Source organism: Tessaracoccus rhinocerotis (assembly GCF_007197885.1).
Lineage (GTDB): Bacteria > Actinomycetota > Actinomycetes > Propionibacteriales > Propionibacteriaceae > Arachnia > Arachnia rhinocerotis.
In genome coordinates, this window is record NZ_VKKG01000002.1 from 335,578 (window position 1) to 355,532 (window position 19,955).

19 protein-coding genes, 1 other RNA gene and 1 riboswitch are annotated in these 19,955 nt (G+C 70.0%); of the genes, 7 read left to right on the plus strand and 13 right to left on the minus strand.

Going from position 1 to position 19,955, the window contains the following annotated elements; all coding sequences use genetic code 11:
* From FOJ82_RS06685 to FOJ82_RS06715, 7 genes are all read right to left on the minus strand, one after another.
* On the minus strand, positions 1–990 hold the full coding sequence (locus FOJ82_RS06685; RefSeq protein ID WP_185975660.1) for a diaminopimelate dehydrogenase: 990 nt from the start codon (positions 988–990) through the stop codon (positions 1–3).
* A 47-nt stretch (positions 991–1,037) separates the two neighbouring features.
* Positions 1,038–1,400: RNase P RNA component class A (gene rnpB, locus FOJ82_RS06690), an RNA gene on the minus strand.
* Positions 1,401–1,419: 19 nt separating this feature from the next.
* The gene (gene map, locus FOJ82_RS06695; RefSeq protein WP_143937685.1) at positions 1,420–2,268 is read right to left on the minus strand and encodes a type I methionyl aminopeptidase; all 849 of its coding nucleotides are present in this window, start codon (positions 2,266–2,268) and stop codon (positions 1,420–1,422) included.
* A gap of 26 nt (positions 2,269–2,294) precedes the next feature.
* Complete coding sequence (locus tag FOJ82_RS06700; RefSeq protein ID WP_143937686.1) at positions 2,295–3,188, minus strand: N-acetylglucosamine kinase; 894 nt, start codon at positions 3,186–3,188, stop codon at positions 2,295–2,297.
* Positions 3,185–4,210, minus strand: coding sequence for a DUF2510 domain-containing protein (locus FOJ82_RS06705; protein ID WP_143937687.1), 1,026 nt, complete (start codon positions 4,208–4,210; stop codon positions 3,185–3,187). The genes FOJ82_RS06700 and FOJ82_RS06705 overlap by 4 nt, the downstream gene beginning before the upstream one ends.
* Before the next feature lie 44 nt (positions 4,211–4,254).
* Positions 4,255–5,112 (minus strand): DUF2510 domain-containing protein, encoded by an 858-nt coding sequence (locus FOJ82_RS06710; RefSeq protein ID WP_143937688.1) that lies wholly within the window; start codon positions 5,110–5,112, stop codon positions 4,255–4,257.
* Between the two features lie 7 nt (positions 5,113–5,119).
* Positions 5,120–5,959, minus strand: coding sequence for a DUF2510 domain-containing protein (locus FOJ82_RS06715; protein ID WP_185975661.1), 840 nt, complete (start codon positions 5,957–5,959; stop codon positions 5,120–5,122).
* Between the two features lie 178 nt (positions 5,960–6,137).
* Between FOJ82_RS06715 and FOJ82_RS06720 the strand changes: the two genes are divergently transcribed.
* On the plus strand, positions 6,138–7,430 hold the full coding sequence (locus FOJ82_RS06720) for a glutamine synthetase family protein (protein ID WP_221933070.1): 1,293 nt from the start codon (positions 6,138–6,140) through the stop codon (positions 7,428–7,430).
* Positions 7,431–7,447: 17 nt separating this feature from the next.
* Here FOJ82_RS06720 and FOJ82_RS06725 read toward each other — a convergent pair whose 3' ends face one another.
* Positions 7,448–7,921, minus strand: coding sequence for a sterol carrier family protein (locus FOJ82_RS06725; RefSeq protein ID WP_143937691.1), 474 nt, complete (start codon positions 7,919–7,921; stop codon positions 7,448–7,450).
* 77 nt (positions 7,922–7,998) lie between these two features.
* Between FOJ82_RS06725 and FOJ82_RS06730 the strand changes: the two genes are divergently transcribed.
* Positions 7,999–10,917 (plus strand): bifunctional [glutamine synthetase] adenylyltransferase/[glutamine synthetase]-adenylyl-L-tyrosine phosphorylase, encoded by a 2,919-nt coding sequence (locus FOJ82_RS06730; protein WP_143937692.1) that lies wholly within the window; start codon positions 7,999–8,001, stop codon positions 10,915–10,917.
* A 5-nt stretch (positions 10,918–10,922) separates the two neighbouring features.
* Here FOJ82_RS06730 and FOJ82_RS06735 read toward each other — a convergent pair whose 3' ends face one another.
* Positions 10,923–11,639: a DsbA family oxidoreductase gene (locus FOJ82_RS06735; RefSeq protein WP_143937693.1), complete on the minus strand. Its 717-nt coding sequence runs from the start codon at positions 11,637–11,639 to the stop codon at positions 10,923–10,925.
* Between the two features lie 58 nt (positions 11,640–11,697).
* A riboswitch (FMN riboswitch) is annotated at positions 11,698–11,832 on the plus strand.
* 75 nt (positions 11,833–11,907) lie between these two features.
* On the opposite strand from FOJ82_RS06735, the gene FOJ82_RS06740 reads away from it, so the two are divergent.
* From FOJ82_RS06740 to FOJ82_RS06755, 4 genes are all read left to right on the plus strand, one after another.
* Positions 11,908–12,753: an ABC transporter permease gene (locus tag FOJ82_RS06740; RefSeq protein WP_143937694.1), complete on the plus strand. Its 846-nt coding sequence runs from the start codon at positions 11,908–11,910 to the stop codon at positions 12,751–12,753.
* A complete protein-coding gene (locus FOJ82_RS06745) occupies positions 12,750–13,754 on the plus strand; it encodes an ABC transporter substrate-binding protein (RefSeq protein ID WP_143937695.1) in 1,005 nt (334 codons plus the stop codon). Before FOJ82_RS06740 ends, FOJ82_RS06745 begins: the two co-directional genes overlap by 4 nt.
* A 225-nt stretch (positions 13,755–13,979) precedes the next feature.
* Positions 13,980–15,350, plus strand: coding sequence for a dicarboxylate/amino acid:cation symporter (locus tag FOJ82_RS06750; protein WP_143937696.1), 1,371 nt, complete (start codon positions 13,980–13,982; stop codon positions 15,348–15,350).
* Positions 15,351–15,416: 66 nt separating this feature from the next.
* Positions 15,417–15,836, plus strand: a complete 420-nt coding sequence (locus FOJ82_RS06755) for a glutaredoxin family protein (RefSeq protein ID WP_143937697.1) — start codon at positions 15,417–15,419, stop codon at positions 15,834–15,836.
* A gap of 60 nt (positions 15,837–15,896) precedes the next feature.
* Here the strand turns inward: FOJ82_RS06755 and glnA are convergent, their stop codons facing one another.
* Positions 15,897–17,318 (minus strand): type I glutamate--ammonia ligase, encoded by a 1,422-nt coding sequence (gene glnA / locus FOJ82_RS06760; protein ID WP_143937698.1) that lies wholly within the window; start codon positions 17,316–17,318, stop codon positions 15,897–15,899.
* A gap of 114 nt (positions 17,319–17,432) precedes the next feature.
* On the opposite strand from glnA, the gene FOJ82_RS06765 reads away from it, so the two are divergent.
* Entirely contained in the window at positions 17,433–17,852 is a 420-nt protein-coding gene (locus FOJ82_RS06765) for an RDD family protein (protein ID WP_143937699.1), read from the plus strand.
* Here the strand turns inward: FOJ82_RS06765 and FOJ82_RS06770 are convergent.
* Genes FOJ82_RS06770 through FOJ82_RS06780 form a run of 3 tightly spaced genes read right to left on the minus strand, consistent with a single transcriptional unit; the run spans position 17,820 to position 19,944 of the window.
* The gene (locus FOJ82_RS06770) at positions 17,820–18,422 is read right to left on the minus strand and encodes a TetR/AcrR family transcriptional regulator (RefSeq protein WP_143937700.1); all 603 of its coding nucleotides are present in this window, start codon (positions 18,420–18,422) and stop codon (positions 17,820–17,822) included. The genes FOJ82_RS06765 and FOJ82_RS06770 overlap by 33 nt on opposite strands.
* The gene (locus FOJ82_RS06775; RefSeq protein WP_143937701.1) at positions 18,419–19,213 is read right to left on the minus strand and encodes an ABC transporter permease; all 795 of its coding nucleotides are present in this window, start codon (positions 19,211–19,213) and stop codon (positions 18,419–18,421) included. Before FOJ82_RS06775 ends, FOJ82_RS06770 begins: the two co-directional genes overlap by 4 nt.
* Positions 19,210–19,944 (minus strand): ABC transporter ATP-binding protein, encoded by a 735-nt coding sequence (locus FOJ82_RS06780; protein WP_143937702.1) that lies wholly within the window; start codon positions 19,942–19,944, stop codon positions 19,210–19,212. Before FOJ82_RS06780 ends, FOJ82_RS06775 begins: the two co-directional genes overlap by 4 nt.
* Positions 19,945–19,955 lie beyond the last annotated feature (11 nt).

A 19,955-nucleotide genomic window follows, 5' to 3' on the forward strand; every position in this document is an offset into this window, starting at 1 on the left:
TCAGAGCAGGTCGCGGCGCAGGTCGGCCGCCGGGCGGGGGGAGAGCAGGCCCGGGGCCACGTCGAACACGGTCTTCGCGCCGTGTTGGCCCGCGGCGCTCATCCGGTGGACGGCGCGGGCGTAGGCCACCAGCGCGCTGGCGGTGAACTCAGGGTTGCTCTCGAGGGCGAGCCGGTACTCAACCACCTGCGAGTTGCCCTCGCCGGTGGAGCCGCTGCGGATCACGAAGCCACCGTGCGGCATGGCCGCGTGGTCCCGCTCGAGCTCCTCGGCAGTGATGAAGTTCACGGTCGTGTCGTAGTCGGCGAAGTAGTGCGGCATACCGACGATCTCGGACCGCACGGCCTCGGCGTCGGCGCCATCTGCCAGTACGACGAAGCACTCGCGGGTGTGCTTCTCACGCGTGGACAGCTCCGGTCGGCCGCCCGCGCGCACCGCCTCGACGGCCGCGTCAGCGGGCAGGGTGTACTGGACCGCCCCCGCGACCCCCGGGACGCGACGCACGGCATCGGAGTGGCCCTGGCTGAGGCCTCGGCCCCAGAACGTGTAGGTCTCGCCGTCGGGCAGCAGCGCCTCGCCGAAGAGCCGGTTCACGGAGAACACGCCGGGGTCCCACCCGCAGGAGATCAGCGCGGTCCGGCCCGCGGCCCGTGCGGGGGCGTCCACGGCCGCGAAGTACTCGGGGATGGTGGCGTGCGTGTCGAAGCTGTCGACGGTGTTGAACAGGGCTGCCATGGCCGGGCCCTGTTCGGGCAGGTCGGACTTGGACCCGCCGCACAGCACCAGCACGTCGATGTCCTCGGTCCGCTCCGGCAGGCTGTCCCAGGGGTGGACGGGAACCTGACCCGACAGCGTCGTCACCGTCTCCGGGGCCCGGCGGGTGAAGACCCCCACGAGCGTCATGTCCGGGGTCTTGGCGATCGCGGCCTCCACGCCGCGGCCGAGGTTGCCGTAGCCGCCGATGCCGATTCGGATTGGGTGCTGGGACACGTGGGAGACCTTTCGTCGGGTGCGCGAACAGCCGATGATACTGGTGGGGGACGAGCCGGCCGGTAAGCCGGATTCTGTCGAAGGATGATCATCCATCTGGGCCAACCGTCACCGGTTGGCTCGGTGCGACCTACCCGGACACCTCGCGCGAGCAGCGCTCGGACGGTGTCCGCAGCCAGCGAGCTGGCCTTCTTGGTCTTGCTCCGGGTGGGGTTTGCCTAGCCACGCAGGTCACCCTGCGTGCTGGTGGTCTCTTACACCGCCGTTTCACCCTTGCCCGGCTCTCGCCGGGCGGTCTGTTCTCTGTGGCACTTTCCCGCGGGTCACCCCGGGTGGGCGTTACCCACCACCCCGCTCTGCGGAGTCCGGACTTTCCTCAGCGCATGCGCCGCGATCATCTGGCCGACTCGTCCGCGACCATTCTAGCGCTCACGGCAGGGTGAGGATGTCCGCCCCGGATTCGGTGACGACGAGGGAGTGCTCGAACTGGGCGCACCAGGAGCCGTCGACGGTGGTGACGGTCCAGTTGTCGTCCCACTGCTGGGTCTCGGCGGAGCCGAGGGTGAGCATGGGCTCGATCGTGAACGTCATGCCCGGTTCCATCACGGTGTTGAGGCGCGGCTCGTCGTGGTGCAGGATCACCAGCCCGGAGTGGAACGACGTGTGCACCCCGTGCCCGGTGTACTCCTTGACCACGCCGTAGTTGAAGCGCCTGGCGTAGGCCTCGATGACCCGGCCGATGACGGAGATCGGGCGACCGGGCTTGACCGCCCTGATGCCGCGCATCAACGCCTCCTGCGTCCGCTCGGACAGCAGTCTGGCCTCCTCGGAGACGTCGCCGCAGAAGAACGTGCCGCAGTTGTCGCCGTGGACGCCGTTCTTGTACGCCGTGACGTCGATCTTGACCAGGTCGCCGTCCTCGAGCGGTCGGGCGTCGGGGATGCCGTGGCAGATCACCTCATTGACCGAGGTGCAGATGGACTTCGGGAACGCGCGGTAGCCGAGGGCCGAAGGGTAGGCGCCGTGGTCCAGCATGTACTCGTGCGCCACGGCGTCGAGGTGGTCGGTGGTGACTCCCGGGGCGATCGCCTTGGCCGCCTCCTGCATCGCGTTGTGGGCGATCCGGCCCGACTCACGCATCGCCTCGATGACCTCGGGGGTCTGCACGTGCGAACCCTTGTAGGGCTTCGGTGCGGGTCGGTCGACGTACTCCGGACGCGTGATGGACCTCGGGACGTCGCGACGGGGGCTGATACGGTGCGGGGTAATACGGCTCACGGGGCCAGTCTAGGCGAGCGGAACTCTCAGGCGCGGTCGACGAGCGCGCCCAGCGGTGAGTCCGCCGGGACCTCCGGGAGCCGGGCGGCCCCGTCGAGGCCCGTGCCGGCGGCCTCCACCACCTCGACGCCCGGCACCTGCGCGGCCAGTTCCTCCCGGAAGGTCGACTCCACGAGCCGGTTGCGGAAGACGTTGCCCAGCCGGCCCACCCGGGGCTCGGCCCCGACGCTGCGCAGGCCCGAGGCGACGCTGTCGGCCAGGTGGCGGCCCGCCCGCAGCGAGATGTCGCGGCAGACCGTGTCGGTGGCGGAGAGCTCGGAGACCACACGCGCCCACGCGGCCACCCGCTTCACGCGGCCGGTGTCCGCCTGGATCTCGAGGTAGAGGCGGGCCAGGTCGCCGAACTCGCGCTCGGCCACGGCCGTGAGCTCGGTCCGGGGGCCGCGGCCGTCGAAGGCGGCCAGCACGGCGCTGAGCGCCTCGCGCCCGATCCAGAACCCGGAACCGAGGTCGCCCAGGAGGTGGCCCCAGCCGTCGACTCGCAGGACGCGTTCCGGGCCGACGGCGAGGGTCACGGCGCCGGTCCCCGAGGCGATGACGGCGCCCTGGGAGACCCCGAGCGCGCCCAGGTAGCTCGTGGCGGAGTCATGGGCGAGCAGGACGCTGCCGGCCGTGCCGCCCAGCAGGTCCGCGAGGGCCGCGGCGGAGTCGCCCGGGCCGAGGCCGGAGACTCCCGCGGCCACGACGTCCACGCGCCGGCCCTGCAGCGCGGACCCGACCAGTTCGGCGAGCTGCTCCAGCAGCGGACGGTGGCTGAGGATGCCGCTGGACTCCGGGCCGGGGCGGGTGTGCCCACCCTCGGTGAGCAGGGTTCGGATGCCCGACTGGCCGCCGTCGAGCGAGAGCTGTGTGAGGGTCATGAGAACACCAGGTCCGCGAAGGCTTCCTGCACCAGGTCGTAGTCCTCCTCGGAGCTGTCCGGCACCACCGCGATGCCGACGTGCAGTTCTCCGTCGCGCTCGGCGGTGACCACGGTCACCCAGTCGCGGCCGACCCCCTCGACCCCGGTGACGTCGACGTCGACGTCCAGCCAGGTGACCGCGTTCTCTGCCTGCGAGTCGAACGCGAAGACCGTTGCCCCGGCGAGGTGGTCGCCGTAGAACTCCGAGCTGAGCATGCACTGGGCGAGCCGGACGGCGGCCTGTTCGTGGCCCTCGAACCCGTCAGCCGCGTCGAGGGTCCCGACTGTGACGCTGGCCATCCAGTCGTTGCCGTAGTCCTTGTACTGCGAGTTGGAACCCCACACCCAGGGGTACTGGATGGGCTGGGCCGTGAAGCCGGGCACGGCGGGGAAGCTGAGGCCGAGGCTGGACTCGATGCGCCCCTCGGCGTTCTCCTCGCCGCGGGCGTCGTCGGCGGTGCCCTCGCACTCGAGCGGCGTGAGGGTGTCGCCCTCGGCCACGGTGGTCACGGCCTCGTCGGTGGGCTCGGGCTCCGGTGTGGTCGGGTCGGGCTTCGGGTCGGTCGTCTCCGGCGCGGGCGTCGTCGGGTCCGGCTCGGCCGTGGTGGCGGCCGGCTCCGGGGTCGTGTCCTGCTGCGTGGTCGCGGTGACCGAGGGGGCGGTCCCGGGCGTGGTCTGCGGGGCCGCGTCACGGAAGAACAGGAGCCAGGTGCCCAGGCCGATGATCAGGGCCACCGACACCGCCAGGGTGATCCAGAGGGCGAGGGTGCTGCCGCCCCGCGGGGCCTGTGGCGGCTGGCCGGGCTGCTGCTGGTGCTGGGGCCCGTGGCTGCCCGGCTGCGGCGGGTACTGCTGCGGCGGGTTGCCCGGGTACTGCGGGTACTGGCTGGGTTGCTGGACCTGGTCGGTCCAGCGGACGCCGTCCCAGTACCGACGGCCGCCACCGCCTCGAGGATCTGGGTACCAGCCGGGTGCAGACATGGGACAGATTCTAGCGATCGGGGCAGTGTGCGGGGGATCGGCGATCAGTCCACCCGCAGGGTGTCGGTGGCCTCGGCCACCTCCTGCAGGTTCTCCTCGTGGTCGATCGTGGCGCAGGAGATGAAGATCGAGAACGTCTCCGCATCACCGAGGTCGAGCACGATGATGTCCACGACGTCGCCCTCGATACCCTGCCCGAAGTTCGCGACGCGCACGTTGGCGGTGATCCGCCAGCCGCGCTTGCCCTGGAGTTCGAACTGCTCGTTGAGGAGGTCCTCCCGCCCGGAGAAGTCGTTGAACAGGGAGGAGGACGACATACAGGCCATGATCGACTCCGCAGCCTGCCGCGGCGAGGTGAAGCCCTCCTCCTTCCTCACCGTCCCGACGCTGAGGTTCGACTGCCAGCCATCGACGATGATGCGGGTCTGCGAGTTGTGGTCGTAGATCCAGGGCATGTAGACGGGGTCGGCGCGCCAGTCGTCACGGGCCTCGAAGGACAGCCCGCCGCCGTGCATGCGTCCGTCGGGTGCGATCTCGGAGCGGTCGTCGTCGCTGTTGTCCGGGCACTCCACCAGGTCACCGGGGCCGAGGTCGTCGGGGTTCGTGGGCGTCTCCGTCGGCTCCAGCTCGTTCCACTGGCTGCCCGAGGGCCGGGCGGAGTTGGTGTCCTCCGGGGTCTGCGGGAACAGCGCGGCCGGGCGCCACAGCAGCGCCACGAGCACCGCGCCGGCCACCACCAGCGCCACCACGAACCAGATCCAGGACCTGCGCCCGCCCGGGCCTCCGTCGGGAACCTGGCTCCCGGCGCTGCCGCCCGAGGTCTGGTTGGTCCACGAGTTGCCGTCCCAGTAGCGAAAACCTCCGCTGTTGGCGGGATCCGGGTACCAGCCGGGTGCTGACATCGGCTGCTCACCTCCTGCTGAGTGATTCGAGGGCCGCGGCCACCTGGTCCTTGCGGTGCTGGTCCTCGATCGGCGCCTGGGTGTGGAAGAGGGTGAGGCTGTCCTCGTCCCCGGCGTCGAGCACCACCACCACGATCTCGTCTCCCGTGACGGGCTGGTCCGGGACGTTCCAGAAGTTCTGGCGGATGATCCAGCCGCTGACGCCGTCGGAAGTGGTGAACGCCTCGTCGGCCAGCGGTTCGCGGTGGTCGAGGGTGCGGTAGTAGTACGAGGTCGACATGCAGTCCGACAGTTGGTGGGCGGCGGTGCGTGGGTCAGCGCTGAAGTCCTCCTTCGACACCTGCCCGATGGCCGTGATCGCGACCCATCCCTGAGCCACCTCCTCCACCTGGCCGGAGCGCTCGGAGGCGAAGTCGATGGTCCAGCCGCCGCCGTCGTCCCAGCCGGGTACCCCCATGAACCCCATCCCACCCGAGACGTACCAGTCGCCCTGTGGGCCCAGGTCGTAGCCGTCCACGTAGGGGCAGGCGACGGGGCGGCCCTGGCCGTCGGTGGGCTGCGGTGAGGTCGGGGTCTCGGTGGGCTCCATCTCGTTCCACTGGCTGCCGGTGGGCTTGGCGGAGTTCGTGTCCTCCTGGGCTGCGAACGGGTTGCTGCTCCAGGGGCGGAAGATCAGGAGGGCGACCACCACCCCCACGGCGACCAGCGCGACGAGCACGGCGTAGAGGGGCTTGTTGCTCCGGCCCGTGCCGGTTGCGGAGCCGACGACGGGCGCCCAGGACCTGCCGTCCCAGTAGCGGGGTTGGCCAGAGCCGCTGGGATCTGGGTACCAACCGGGCTGACTCATGTGCCCATTATTGCCAATGCCGCAGGTCAGGTCGTCGACCGATCGGCGGATGCAGCGTTTCGGCGGGCTCCCCTCCACCGAATCGGGGCGCCCACGAACGGCGAACCGAAACACGCTCGTCACATTCACAAGGCACAATTGACGCATGGATAGGCAAACGGAGTACGTCCTGCGCTCGATGGAGGAGCGTGACATCCGATTCGTGAGGCTCTGGTTCACCGACGTCCTCGGCTCACTGAAGTCGGTGGCGATCGCGCCTGCGGAGGTCGAGGGCGCCATCTCCGAAGGCGTCGGGTTCGACGGTTCGGCGGTTGAGGGCTTCGCACGGGTCTTCGAGTCGGACATGGTGGCCCATCCGGACCCGTCCACGTTCCAGGTGCTGCCGTGGCGCCAGATGGAGCGCGGCACCGCCCGCATGTTCTGCGACATCAGCCTGCCCGACGGCTCCCCGAGCTTCGCGGACCCCAGGTACGTCCTCAAGCGCGCGCTCAACAGGGCCGCGGAGGCCGGGTTCACGTTCTACATCCACCCCGAGGTGGAGTTCTTCCTGCTGCGCGAGCTCAACCCGCCGGTCCCCCTCGACGAGGGCGGCTACTTCGACCACACCACGCTCGGCGACGGCACCGACTTCCGCCGCGACGCCATCACCATGCTCGAGCAGATGGGCATCTCGGTGGAGTTCAGCCACCACGAGGCCGCCCCCGGGCAGCACGAGATCGACCTGCGCTACGCCGACGCCCTCACCATGGCGGACAACATCATGACCTTCCGGGTGGTGATCCGCGAGGTCGCCGTGAACCAAGGTATCCACGCCACCTTCATGCCCAAGCCCTTCTCCGACTTCGCCGGGTCCGGGATGCACACCCACATGTCGCTGTTCGAGGGGGACACCAACGCCTTCTACGACGGCGCCGACGAGTACCGGCTGTCCAAGACCGCGCGTCACTTCATCGCCGGCCTGCTGAAGCACGCCCCGGAGATCACCGCCGTCACCAACCAGTGGGTCAACTCCTACAAGCGGCTCAGCGGCGGCAGCGAGGCCCCCACCTACGCCTGCTGGGGACGCGCGAACCGCTCGGCGCTGATCCGCGTGCCGCAGTTCTCGCCGGGCAAGTCGTCCTCCGCGCGGATCGAGTACCGCGCCCCGGACTCGGCCGTCAACCCCTACCTCGCCTACGCGTTGATGCTGAACGCGGGCCTGGCCGGGATCGAGGGCGAGTACGAGCTCCAGGAGGAGACCGAGGACGAGGTGTGGCGCCTGTCCGACCGCGAGCGCAGGTCGCTGGGGATCCAGTCCCTGCCGCGCAACCTCGACGAGGCGCTGCGGATCATGGAGAACAGCGAGCTCGCTGCCGAGACGCTGGGCGAACACGTCTTCGAGTACTTCATGCGCAACAAGCGCGAGGAGTTCGAGGTCTACCGGGCCCAGGTGACGCCCTGGGAACTGGAGCGCCACATCCGCGTCCTCTGAGGGACGCGGCGGGTGCTTCAGAGGGGGAACGCCCTGGCGGCGTCGGCCGCGTGCGCCCCAGAGGCCGTGAGCTGTGGCCGGGCCGTCTCCCAGTCGATCCAGCCCGTGGCCAGCCCGAGGAACACCTCCGGCGAGATCTCCACCACGTTCGGTGGGGTCCCGCGCGTGTGGCGGGAGCCCGTCTCGAAGCCGATCTGCACCGCCGCGTACGGCGGCACCCGTACCTCGATCGTCGCGCCCGGGTGCAACTTGCCGAGGCGGCTGCACGCGGCCCTGGCCGTAGCGGCCGTCAACGCGTCGCCGAGCTCCAGGTGATGCTCCTGCGCGGACGAGGCCAGGTCCAGGAGGGTCTGCGTCAGGTCCGGGCGCTTGCGGTTCAGCTCGGCGTCGAGGCTGAGTTGGTGGCCGGCGGCGCGCGGGCAGTCGACGGCGAACAGGCAGGCGATGAGGTCCCGCGCGGCGCTGACGACGGGTGCGGTCGGCTTGAACACACCCTCAGGCTAGTCGAGCCGGTTCCGCGACCTGGCAACACCCCCTGCGAGGCGCCCATGCTGGATAGTCTGGCCGGATGAGCAGGGTGACCACGACAGTCGGTGACTTCGCACGCCGGGGCTTCGACTCGGCGTCCGGGGCCGCCACCGTGTGGCGCCGGTGGCACGAGGCCGTCGGGGGCCCACCGCCCGTCGGGCTCGACGTCTTCGAGCCGGCGGCGTACCGGGACCAGGCGCTCGAGGCGCTCGCCAGGATGTGGGAGGCGGACGCCGCGCTCGTGGACCGCATCGTCGCCGAACCCGACTGGCTGCGCCGCGTGGTCCTGGTGAGCGGAGCCTCCAGCGCTCTGGCACGCTTCCTCGTCAGGCACCCCGGCGAGGCGGAACTCCTCCGGAGCGCGGGTGAGCACCGCACCCACCAGGAGTGGCGGGAGTTCTTCGAGGGGCGGTGCGCGCCCGTCGACGGCGTGGTCGAGGGCAACGCGGACGTCCTGCGCAGGGCCAACCACGCGGCGCTGTGCGAGATCGCCGCCCGCGACCTGTCGGCCCCCGACCCGTTCGCGATCATCCACAAGGTGGGCGCCGAGCTCAGCGCGGTCGCGGATGCCGTCCTCGAGATGGCGCTGGCCCACGCGCGCTCCGAGGTGCCCGGCTGGGAGAAGGTCCGGCTCGCAGTGCTCGCCATGGGCAAGTGCGGCGCGGGCGAGTTGAACTACATCTCGGACGTGGACGTCATCCACGTCGCCGAGCCCGTCGAGGGGGTGGGTGTCGACGAGGCCATGGCGATCGGGGGACGGCTGGCCGGCGCCCTGGCGCGGGTCTGCTCCGCCCACAGCCGGGAGGGCACGATCTGGCCGGTGGACGCGGCCCTGCGGCCCGAGGGCAAGGCCGGTCCGTTGGTCCGCACGCTCGACTCCTGCCGCAAGTACTACTCGGATTGGGCCAAGAACTGGGAGTTCCAGGCACTCATCAAGGCGCGCCCCGCCGCCGGTGACCTGGCCCTGGGGCAGGAGTTCTGCGACATGGTGGGGCCCAAGGTGTGGCAGGCCGGCCAGCGCGAGGGCTTCCTGTCCGAGGTGCGCGCGATGCGGCAGCGCGTGATCTCCTTGATCCCGGACAAGCACGCGGACACCGAGATCAAGCTCGGTGCCGGCGGGCTGCGCGACACCGAGTTCTCCGTCCAGTTGCTGCAGCTCGTCCACGGCCGGGCCGACGACCGGATCAGGGGGCGGGGGACCTTCGAGGCCCTGCGTGCCCTGGTGATGACCGGCTACATCGGCCGCTCCGACGGCGTGGAGCTCGAGAACGCCTACCGCTTCCAGCGCGTGCTCGAGCACCGCGTGCAGCTGCTGAACCTGCGGCGCACCCACCTCCTGCCCGAGGACCCGATGGCGCTGCTGCACGTCGCCCGTGGCCTGGCCAGCACCCCCGATGAGGTGGTTGCCACGTTCAAGAAGTCCCTGCGCAGTGTGCTGCGGCTGCAGCAGCGCATCTTCTACTCGCCGCTGCTCGACGCCGTCAGTTCGCTGCCCACCGACACCCTGAAGCTCTCCGACAACGCGGCCCAGACCCGGATGCGAGCCCTCGGGTTCCTCGACCCGCGCTCGGCCCTGGGCCACATCAAGGCGCTCACCAAGGGTTCCTCGCGCAGCGCCGAGATCCAGCGCCAGCTGCTGCCCGCGATGCTGCAGTGGTTCGCGGAGGGTCCCAACCCGGACTTCGGGCTGCTGGCCTTCCGGCAGCTCTCGGAGACGCTCGGCAGCACCAGCTGGTACCTGCGAGCCCTGCGCGACGAGGGATTCATGGCCAAGCGGCTGGCGCGGATCGCGTCGTCGAGCCGCTACGTGGTGGACCTCCTGCGGCGCGCTCCCGAGATGGTCCAGATGCTGGCCAGCCGGGAGGAACTGCGTCCGCGCACCGCGGCCGAGCTCTCGGCCTCGATGACCAGGGCAGCCGGTCGCCACGAGGACCCTGGCAAGGCGATCGCCTCCGTGCGGGCGATGCGACGCTCCGAGCTGTGCCGGATCGCGCTCAGCGACGTGCTGGGCGAGGGCGACCTGGACACTGTCTGCCTCGGCCTGTCCAACCTGGCTGCCGCCTCGATCGACGCGGCGCTGGTGATCGCGGGCCGCGGGACGGACGCACCGCCGGTGGGGGTGATCGCGCTGGGTCGCTGGGGCGGACGCGAGATGAGCTACTCCTCCGACGTCGACGTGATGTTCGTGGTCGACGACGACACCGGCCCAGAGGCGTTGGCCGCCGCCACGCAGGTGGTGCGCGTGGCCTCGGACATCCTGGGCAAGCCGGGGCCGGACCCGGCGCTCGTGATGGACTCGGACCTGCGTCCCGAGGGCAAGGACGGACCGCAGGTGCGCACCGTCTCCTCCTACCTCACGTACTACGAGAAGTGGTCCGCCACGTGGGAGGCCCAGGCGCTGGTGCGTGCTCGCGCCGGGGCGGGGGACAGGGACCTGGCGGCGCGGGTGGTGGCCGGGATCGACCACCTCCGCTACCCCGACGGCGGGCTGGGCCACAAGCAACTGGTCGAGATCCGCAAGCTGAAGTCGCGGATGGAGTCCGAACGGATCCCGCGCGGGGTGCCACGGGAGCGGCACCTGAAGCTGGGCAAGGGCGGCCTCTCCGACGTCGAGTGGACGGTCCAACTGCTGCAGTTGCAGCACGGCGCGGAGCTGGAGTCGTTGCGCACCACCTCGACGATGGAGGCGCTCGTGGCCCTGGAGCAGGAGAAGCTCCTGACGCAGCAGCAGGCGACCGCGCTGCGGGAGGCGTGGCAGCACGCCAGCCGCCTGCGCAACGCGATCATGCTGGTGCGCGGCCGGGCCAGCGACTCACTGCCGGCCGACTACCGGGAGCTGGCCGCCATCGCCGAGCTGATGGGGGACCACTCGGGGCTGACCTCCCACCTGCTGGAGGAGACCCGGCGGCTCCTCAGGCGCGCCTCCCAGGTGGTGGACAGGATCTTCTGGGAAAGCTGAGCCCCTCAGCAGCCCTCGGGACCGCAGGCGGGCGCGTTCTCGGTGCCGGGAATGGTGATGAACGACGGCGTGGCCGGCTTGATCTCCTCCCACACCTGCTCCAGGACCTGGGTGAACACGGACGAGTCCTGCGCGCCGGAGACGCCGTACTTGCCCTCGAAGACGAAGAACGGGACGCCGCTGACGCCGATGGCGCTGGCCTGGTCGATGTCGGCGCGGACGGCGGCGTTCAGCTCGTCGCTGACCAGGGCCGCGCGGGCCGCGTCCTCGGTGAGGCCGTTGTCGGTGCCGATCCGCACCAGGACCTCCTCGTCACTGATCGCCTCGCCCTTCTCGAAGTGGGCCGACAGCAGCGCCTCCTTGACGGCGTCGACGTCGAGCCCGGCCTGCTTGACCGCGTGCAGCAGCTGGTGGGCCTTCATCGAGTTGGCGGGCACGAGGGAGTCGAAGTCGTAGGAGAGCCCTTCACCGCGGGCCACCTCGGTGACGTGCGCGAGCATGGCTGCCACCTGGTTGGCGGGCATCCCCTTTGCCTGCTCAAGGTACTCGTGCTCGGAGAGCTCCGAGCGCTCCGGGAGCGTGGGATCCAGCTGGTAGGAGTGCCAGGTGACCGAGACCTGGTCCTTGGCCCCGAAGCCGTCCAGGGCCTTCTCGAACCGCCGCTTGCCGATGAAGCACCACGGGCAGGCGATGTCGGACCAGATGTCGATGTTCAGAGTCATGGGACCCAGTGTAGTTGTAAAATCAACTACATTGGGGTGATAGGATCCAGCCACACACAGCGTGTTCCGGGGTCGGTGAAAGTCCGAACCGGCGGTTACAGCCCGCGACCCTCCCACTGCCGCAAGGCGACCGGAGGTTGACTCGGTGGAACTCCGAGGCCGACAGTCAGAGTCTGGATGGGAGGAACGCGTGGTTGCGGTCGCGCCCTGACGGGTCGACCGCCGCTGAGCGAACCCCGGAACCTGACAGGAAGGTACCGGGGTTCAGTTGTCCACGAAGGAGCGCAGCAGGGCGCGTGAGTTCGCGCGCCTCGGCGTCTGGTCCGCCTACCCGGCGCGGACCCGTCCGGCCCACGGCCCGGAGCGGTGGCTGCCCGCCACCGTGGCCGCCGTCGCCCTGCTCGGGGTCTGGCTGGCCGCCACCCGCGGCGACCTCGTCCCGGACGCGTTCCTGCCCGACGCCTTCGCCGTGTGGGACCGGCTCGTCGTGTGGACCGGCAACGGCACCATCTGGCGCTACCTCTGGCCCACCGTCGTCGCCGCGCTGATCGGCTCGGCCATTGCCGTCGTCGCGTCGCTGGTGCTGGGCATCCTGATCGCCCACTCCCGCCTGCTGGGAGCGGTCATCGAGCCGTTCGTGGCCTTCTCGCAGGCCATTCCCCTGGTGGCCATCGCGCCGCTGCTCGCGCTGTGGATCGGCTACGGCATGGTCCCAATCGCCGTGCTGTGCGCCCTGGTTGCGTTCTTCCCGATGGTGACCACCACCGTCGTCGGGTTCCGCAGCCTGGACATGCGCATGGTCGAGAACGCGTGGCTCGACGGGGCGGGCTTCCGCGCCCGGTTGTGGCACGTGGAACTGCCAGTCGCCGCGCCCGCGATCCTGGCCGGGATCAGGGCCGGCTTCGTGCTGTCCATGACCGGCGCCATCGTAGGCGAGTTCGTCATCGGGGGCGCCGGACTCGGCACCCTGCTCACCATCTCCCGCGAGGCCACCGACACCGTCGGCGTCTTCGCCGTCCTCGTCTGGATCGCCGCCGTGGCGCTGGTCCTGCAGGGCATCATCCAGGCCGCGGAGCACATCAGCGTCCGCCGACTCCAAGGAGAGACCACATGAACCTTCGACGCCGCACCCTGCTCGCGGGCGCGCTCGGGCTCCCGCTCACGGCGCTTGCCGCCTGTGCGCCGCAGGAGCAGGCGCCGCCGGAGTCCGCGCAGCCCACGGATGTAAAGACGAGGCTCACCGTCGGGCTCACCTACATCCCCAACGTGCAGTTCAGCCCCTTCTACCTGGCGGTGGCGCAGGACGTGTTCGCGCGCAGCGGGCTGGACGTGAGGCTGCGACACCACGGCGCCCAGGAGGACGCCTTCGGTGCCCTGCTCTCCGGCGAGGAGGACGTGGTGTTCGCCTCCTCCGACGAGGCGGTCGTCGCGGCCGTCCAGGCCCCCGAGCTGCGGACCTTCGCCACGGCGTACCAGACCTTCCCGGGCGTGGTGATCGTCCCTGCGGACGCAGGTGTCACCACTGTCGCTGACCTGCGCGGCCGACGCGTCGGGATCCCCGGGCACTTCGGCTCCACCTACTACTCCGCCCTGGCCGCCCTCCACAACGCGGGCCTGGACGAGGCCGACGTCGAGCTGACCGACATCGGGTTCACCCAGGTGGCCGCCCTCAGCTCCGGCAAGGTGGACGCCATCGTCGGGTTCACCAACAACGAGACCGTCCAGTTCCGGATGTCCGGCTTCGACGTCGTGGAGCTGCCCGTGCAGCCCGCCGACGAGGTCTCGCTCGTCGGCCCCGGCCTCGTCACCGTCGCCGGGCGCCTGGAAGACGCCGTCCTGTCCCGGGTCGCCGAGGCGATGCGCGAGGCCGAAGCCATGATCATCGCCGACCCGGAACTGGCGATGACCGCCACGCAGGAACACGTCCCGACCCTGGCCGACGAGGCGCAGCGCGAGGCCGCAGCGGCAGTGCTGGAGGCCACCTCGGGTCTGTGGTTGCGCGACGGTGAACCCAGCGTGGCGGTCGACGAGGCGGCCTTCGAGCGCATGGGCGGTTTCCTCGTCGACGTCGGGATCATCGAGACCGCGCCGGCGGAGACGACCATCATCCTCTGAGGGACGGCTACGCCCACGGCGAACTGGTTTTGACGAACGACTTGGGCGGTGTTTGGATGGGCCCCATGGACCTGATGCTCGTGACCCGCCCCTGGGTCGACCTGTGCCGTCAGCGCTCCACGGCCTGTCGAGTCTGACTCCGGACCGTCTCCCAGCCCGATCGTCCAGCAGGGCACTTCCGTGCGCACCCCGTGCGATCCCCGAATACCCAGAGAAGAGACCGGCATGTCCGCAACCCGTGAGGCCGCCGCCGAAGAGGCGTCGCCCGAGAAGACCCCCTCCAGGAAGAACCCGCTGAGCAAGTTCAGCGTCCAGGTCGTCATCGGCCTGGTCGCGGGCGTGGCGCTCGGCTTCGTCGCCGTCGGCATCGGTACCGGCGCCGACGGCGAGCCGAACTGGCTCACCGCCACCCTCTCCGAGATCGGCGGCGCCTACGTCAACCTGCTGAAGCTGCTGGTGGTGCCGCTGGTGGTCACCGCGGTGATCAGCTCCATCGCCCGCCTGCGTGAGGTCGCCAACGCGGCGCGCCTCGCCGTCCAGACCCTGGTCTGGTTCGGCATCACAGCCCTCGCCTCCGTGGTGGTGGGCCTGGCCGTGGGGCTCGTCTCCGGCCCCTGGCTCACCGCCGGCGTCTCCGGGGAGGGTGCCGCCGAGCCGAGCCGCGTGGGCTCCTGGTGGGCGTTCCTCGCCGGACTGGTCCCGAGCAACATCTTCGGCCTCGAGGTGGGCCTGCGCGGATCGGCCGAGGCCGGGTTCACCGCCAACCCGAGCTTCAACGTGCTCCAGATCATCGTGCTGTCGATCGCCTTCGGCGTCGCCGCCCTCAAGGTGGGGGAGAAGGCCGCCGGGTTCATCGAGTTCACCGAGTCCGCGCTCGCCGTCGTGCAGAAGGTCCTTTGGTGGGTCATCCGCCTCGCCCCCATCGGCACCGCCGCCCTCATCGGGCGCGCCATCGCCACCTACGGCTGGAACTCGCTGGCGTCGCTGGGCACCTTCGCCATTGCGATCTACGTCGGACTGCTGCTGGTCTGGGTGATCGTCTACCCGGTCATCCTGCGCGCCCACGGCCTGTCGGTGCTGCAGTTCTACAAGAACGTCTGGCCCGTCACGACCCTCGGGTTCGTCACCCGCTCCTCGATGGGCGTGCTGCCCGTCACCGAGCAGGTGACCGAGCGAAACATGGGCGTGCCGCGCTCCTACGCCAGCTTCGCGGTCCCGCTCGGCTCCACCACCAAGATGGACGGTTGCGCCGCGATCTACCCGGCGATCGCCGCCATCTTCGTGGCACAGTTCTACGGCGTGGAGCTGGGCATCACGCACTACCTGCTGATCGCGTTCGTGTCCGTGCTCGGCTCCGCCGCCACCGCCGGCACCACCGGCGCGACGGTGATGCTCACGCTGACGCTGTCCACCGTCGGGCTCCCGCTCGAGGGGGTCGGCCTGCTGATCGCCGTCGACGCCATCCTCGACATGGGCCGCACGGCGCTCAACGTCACCGGCCAGGCACTGGTGCCCACGATCGTCGCCAAGCGCGAGGGCATCCTCGACGAGGACGTCTACAACTCCAACCCGGAGTTCGAGGGCGTCAAGATCTGACACCGCCGAAAGGCACCTGCTGCCGCGGAGGGGTCGGGTCGAACGGCCGGAGCGTACGGTTGTGCCATGAGGGAACGCAACATCGCCGTGGCCACGTCCATGCTGCCCATCGTGCTCGCCGTGGTCCTGGTGCTCACCGGTGACGCCAGCCCTTGGTGGGCGGCGGCGGCCGTGGTCGTCGGCGGTGGACTGGCCTGGTTCCTGCTCCGCGGGGGGCGGCACACGCCGTGGGAGAGGGCGCGCCGGCTGGTGGCGCCCGGCCACGCGGTGGTGTTCTGGAAGCCGGGCTGCAGCTACTGCGAGCGGCTGCTGCGCGCGCTGGGCGACGACAGCCGCGTCACCTGGGTCAACGTCTGGAAGGACGAGGCGGCCAACGCCGAGTTGAGGAGCCACAACAACGGCGACGAACTGACCCCGACGGCGCTCGTGGGCCCCGAGGTCCTGCGCAACCCGAGCGCCGACGAGCTCCGGGCCGCCCTGGCCTGAGGTTCCCCGAACGCAGGAAGGCCCCCGCCGAGTGGCGGGGGCCTTCGAGCAGTCAGCGGCTCAGAGTGCGTAGTACAGCTCGAACTCGTGCGGGTGCGGACGGACCTGGATGGCCTGGATCTCGGCGCGCTTGAGCTCGATCCACGTCTCGATCAGGTCGGGCGTGAACACGTCACCGGCCAGCAGGAACTCCTGGTCCTCCTCGAGCGCGTCCAGCACCGCGCCGAGCGTGGTGGGCACGGTGTCGACGGTCGCGTGCTCCTCCGGCGGCAGCTCGTAGAGGTCCTTGTCGATCGGGGCCGGGGGCTCGATCCGGTTCTGGATGCCGTCGAGGCCGGCCAGCAGCATGGCGGCGAACGCCAGGTACGGGTTCGACGACGGGTCCGGGCAGCGGAACTCGACGCGCTTGGCCTTCGGGTTGGACCCCGTGATCGGGATGCGGATGCAGGCCGAACGGTTTCGCGAGGAGTAGACCAGGTTCACAGGAGCCTCGAAGCCGGGCACGAGGCGGTGGTAGGAGTTCACCGACGGGTTGGTGAACGCCAACAGGGCCGGGGCGTGCTTGAGCAGGCCGCCGATGTACCAGCGGGCGGTGTCGGAGAGGCCGGCGTAGCCGTTCTCGTCGTAGAACAGCGGGTCGCCGCCGTCCCACAGCGACTGGTGGCAGTGCATGCCCGAGCCGTTGTCGCCGAAGATCGGCTTCGGCATGAAGGTGGCGGTCTTGCCGGCCTCCCAGGCGGTGTTCTTGACGAGGTACTTGAACTTCATCACGTCGTCGGCGGCGGTCAGCATCGTGTTGAAGCGCCAGTTGATCTCCGCCTGGCCGGCGGTTCCGACCTCGTGGTGCGCACGCTCGACGATCAGTCCCGAGTTCTCCATGTGGCGCACGATGTCGTCGCGGAGGTCGCCGAAGTGGTCCACCGGGGCGACCGGGAAGTAACCACCCTTGTACTTGACCTTGTAGCCACGGTTGCCGCCGTCCTCGACGCGGCCGGAGTTCCAGGCGCCGGCCTCGGAATCGATGTGGTAGTAGGCGCTGTTCGACGTGGAGTCGAAGCGGATGTCGTCGAAGACGTAGAACTCGGCCTCGGGGGCGAAGTAGGCGGTGTCGGCGATGCCGGTGGAGCCGAGGTAGGCCTCCGCCTTGCGCGCGATGTTCCGCGGGTCGCGGGAGTAGGGCTCCTTGGTGAGCGGGTCATGCACGAAGAAGTTCACGTTCAGCGTCTTCGACTTGCGGAAGGGATCGACGAATGCGCTGGTGGGATCAGGCAGCAGTGCCATGTCCGACTCGTGGATCTTCTGGAATCCCGTGATTGACGATCCGTCGAAGGACAGGCCGTCGGTGAACACCTCCGGGCCGAAGGATCCGGCCGGGACGGTGAAGTGCTGCATGACGCCCGGCAGGTCGCAGAAGCGGCAGTCGATTGTCTCGATGCCCTCTTCCTTGACGTAGGCCAGGAGCTCTTCTGCGCCGTTGAACATTGGTGGTTTTCCTCCATTTTGGCTTGTGACTGTGGAGAGCCTATGGGCCCGCGATTGCTCCACAGTTGCTGCAGGGTAACAGCCACGTTACACAGGCCCGGATAAGCTTCGGGCGTGACGGACAACAAGCTCTATCCCGGTTCCACCCTCGGCCTGCCTGCCGCGGGGCGCGGTTCACTGGCCGGGTGGTGGCCCCGGATCGGGGCCCTCGTGGGTGACTGGGCGGCGAGCACGGTGGTGGCGATCGCCATCTTCGGCTGGGCCGGCGTCTACCAGGACGCTCGCGGCTCCTTCACCGTCCTCGGCGTCTACCTCGTGGAGGCCACGGTCCTCACGATCCTCACCGGGGGCTCGTTCGGGCAGCTGATCGCGCGCATCGGCGTGATCCGCGTCGACGGCGGGCCGCTGGGCATCTGGCGCCCCGTCGCCCGTACGCTGCTGAAGTGCCTGGTCATCCCGCACGTGGTGCTGGGGGCCGAGCGGCGGGTCATGACGGACCTGCTACTGGGCACCGCCGTCGTCAACCGCCGCTGACGGCAACTCGCCCGTCAGGTAGCGCTGGATCGTCGGGCCGACGAGTTGCACCACCTCCTCGCGCGGCATCGAGGCCATCGGCTCCATCCGCACGAGGTACTTCGCGACGAAGATCCCCACGAACTGTGAGCCGACCAGCACCGCGCGCTTCGCCCGCTGCTCCGGAGGGCCGTCCAGGTGGCCCACGAGCAGCCTGAGGATCCGGTCGCCGACGAACCGGCGCAGCAGGTCCGGATGGCTCGCGATGCCGCTGCGCATGACGGCCCGCAGCGCCGGGCCCGCCGGCGACTCCATCAGGCCGAGGGCTGCGCGCACCAGTTCCTCACCCCACTCATGCCGGGGGAAGGACGTGACCCGCTCGATCAGTGAGTCCGGCGACGCCCCGCGCGAGAGGACCTCATCGAACAAGTCGTCCTTGCTGCCGAAGTAGTGGTGGATCAGCGCCGGGTCGACGCCCGCCTCGCGCGCGATCGCGCGCATGCTCACGCCGTCGAAGGACTTGGCGGCGAACAACGATGCCGCGGCGTCGAGGATGCGCGCCCGGGTGCGCTCGGACTTGGCGGGGCTCATCGGGACTGCCTCGGCATCGAGCGGGAGGCCACGAACAGGAAGACGACGACGATGCCCGCGAGGAGGCCCAGCCGCCCCCAGGTGGCGCCGGAGACTGTCTCGTTCGCGGCGACGTCGACCACCGAGTCCACCGCCCAGGTCATCGGCAGGAAGTCGGCCACCACGCCCAGCACGTCAGGCATGTGCTCCTTCGGCACGAACAGGCCGCACAGGAACAGCTGGGGCCCGATGAACACCGGCATGAACTGGACGGCCTGGAACTCGGTCCTCGCGAACGCACTGGCCAGCAGGCCGAAAGCGACTCCGACGAGTGCGTCCAGCAGCGCGATCAGGATCAGCATCCAGGCGGTCCCGGCGATCTCGACACCCATCGGTCCCAGCACCAGCAGCCCGAGGAGGGTGGCCTGGGCAACCCCCAGGAACCCGAACACCGCGCCGTAGGAGGCCAGCAGGTTCCAGCGGCTCAACGGGGTGGTCAGCAGTCGCTCGAGGGTTCCCGAGGTGCGTTCCCGGAGCATGGTCACAGATGTCACTATGAACATCAGCATCATGGGCAGGATCGCGAGCATCATGGGTCCGATGGTGTCGAAGGGTGCCCGCCCGCCCGGCGGGACCGGCACGTCGACGAATGCGTACCAGAGCAGCGAGACCAGGACCAGGGGCATCACGATGATGATGCCGATGGTGCGCGGGTCGGCGCGCAGTTGCGCCGCGATCCGCCCCGTGGTCGTCAGCGCTGCCGGGAGGTGGGGACGCGTGCGGCTCGCTGCGTGCCGTGCCGTGGTCGTCATGCCGCCACCTCCTGCTTGATGAGGGTGAGGAAGGTGTCCTCGGGCGTGGCCGCTCCGGTGCGCTCCTGCAGCTCGTCGATCGGCGCGTGTGCCAGGAAGTGGCCCTCGCGCATCAGCAGGATCGAGTCGCAGCGGGTGGCCTCGTCCATGACGTGGCTGGAGACCAGGAGCGTCGTTCCCTGCCGTGCGAGTGCGTGGAAGTGCTCCCACAGCGACTCCCTGGTCAGGGGGTCGAGGCCGACGGTCGGCTCGTCGAGGACCAGGAGCTCCGGCGACCCGACCAGCGCGCAGGCGAGCGAGGCGCGGCTGGCCTGACCGCCGGAGAGGATCTCCACCCGCCTGCCGGCCAGGGCGGTGAGCTCGACGGCGTCCAGCGTGCGCGCGACGTCGTCGGGGCCGGCCCCCACGAGGCGTGCGAAGTGGGCCACGTTGTCGCGGATGGACAGGTCCCTGTACACACTCAGCGTCTGGCTGGTGTAGGCCACCCGGCGGCGCAGCGCCTCGTCGGCCGCCGGCCGGCCGAGCACGGTCAGCGATCCCGAAGTGATCCGCTGCACGCCCACCATCGCGCGCATCAGGGTGGTCTTCCCGCAGCCCGACGGGCCCAGGAGTCCGGTGACCGAGCCCGGGGCGAGGTCCATCTCGAGCCCGTGGAGGACCTCGTTCCCGGCCCGGTGCACCACCAACGCGCGGGCCGAGACAGCGGATTCCACAAGCGTTGAATTCAACATGTGTTGAACGC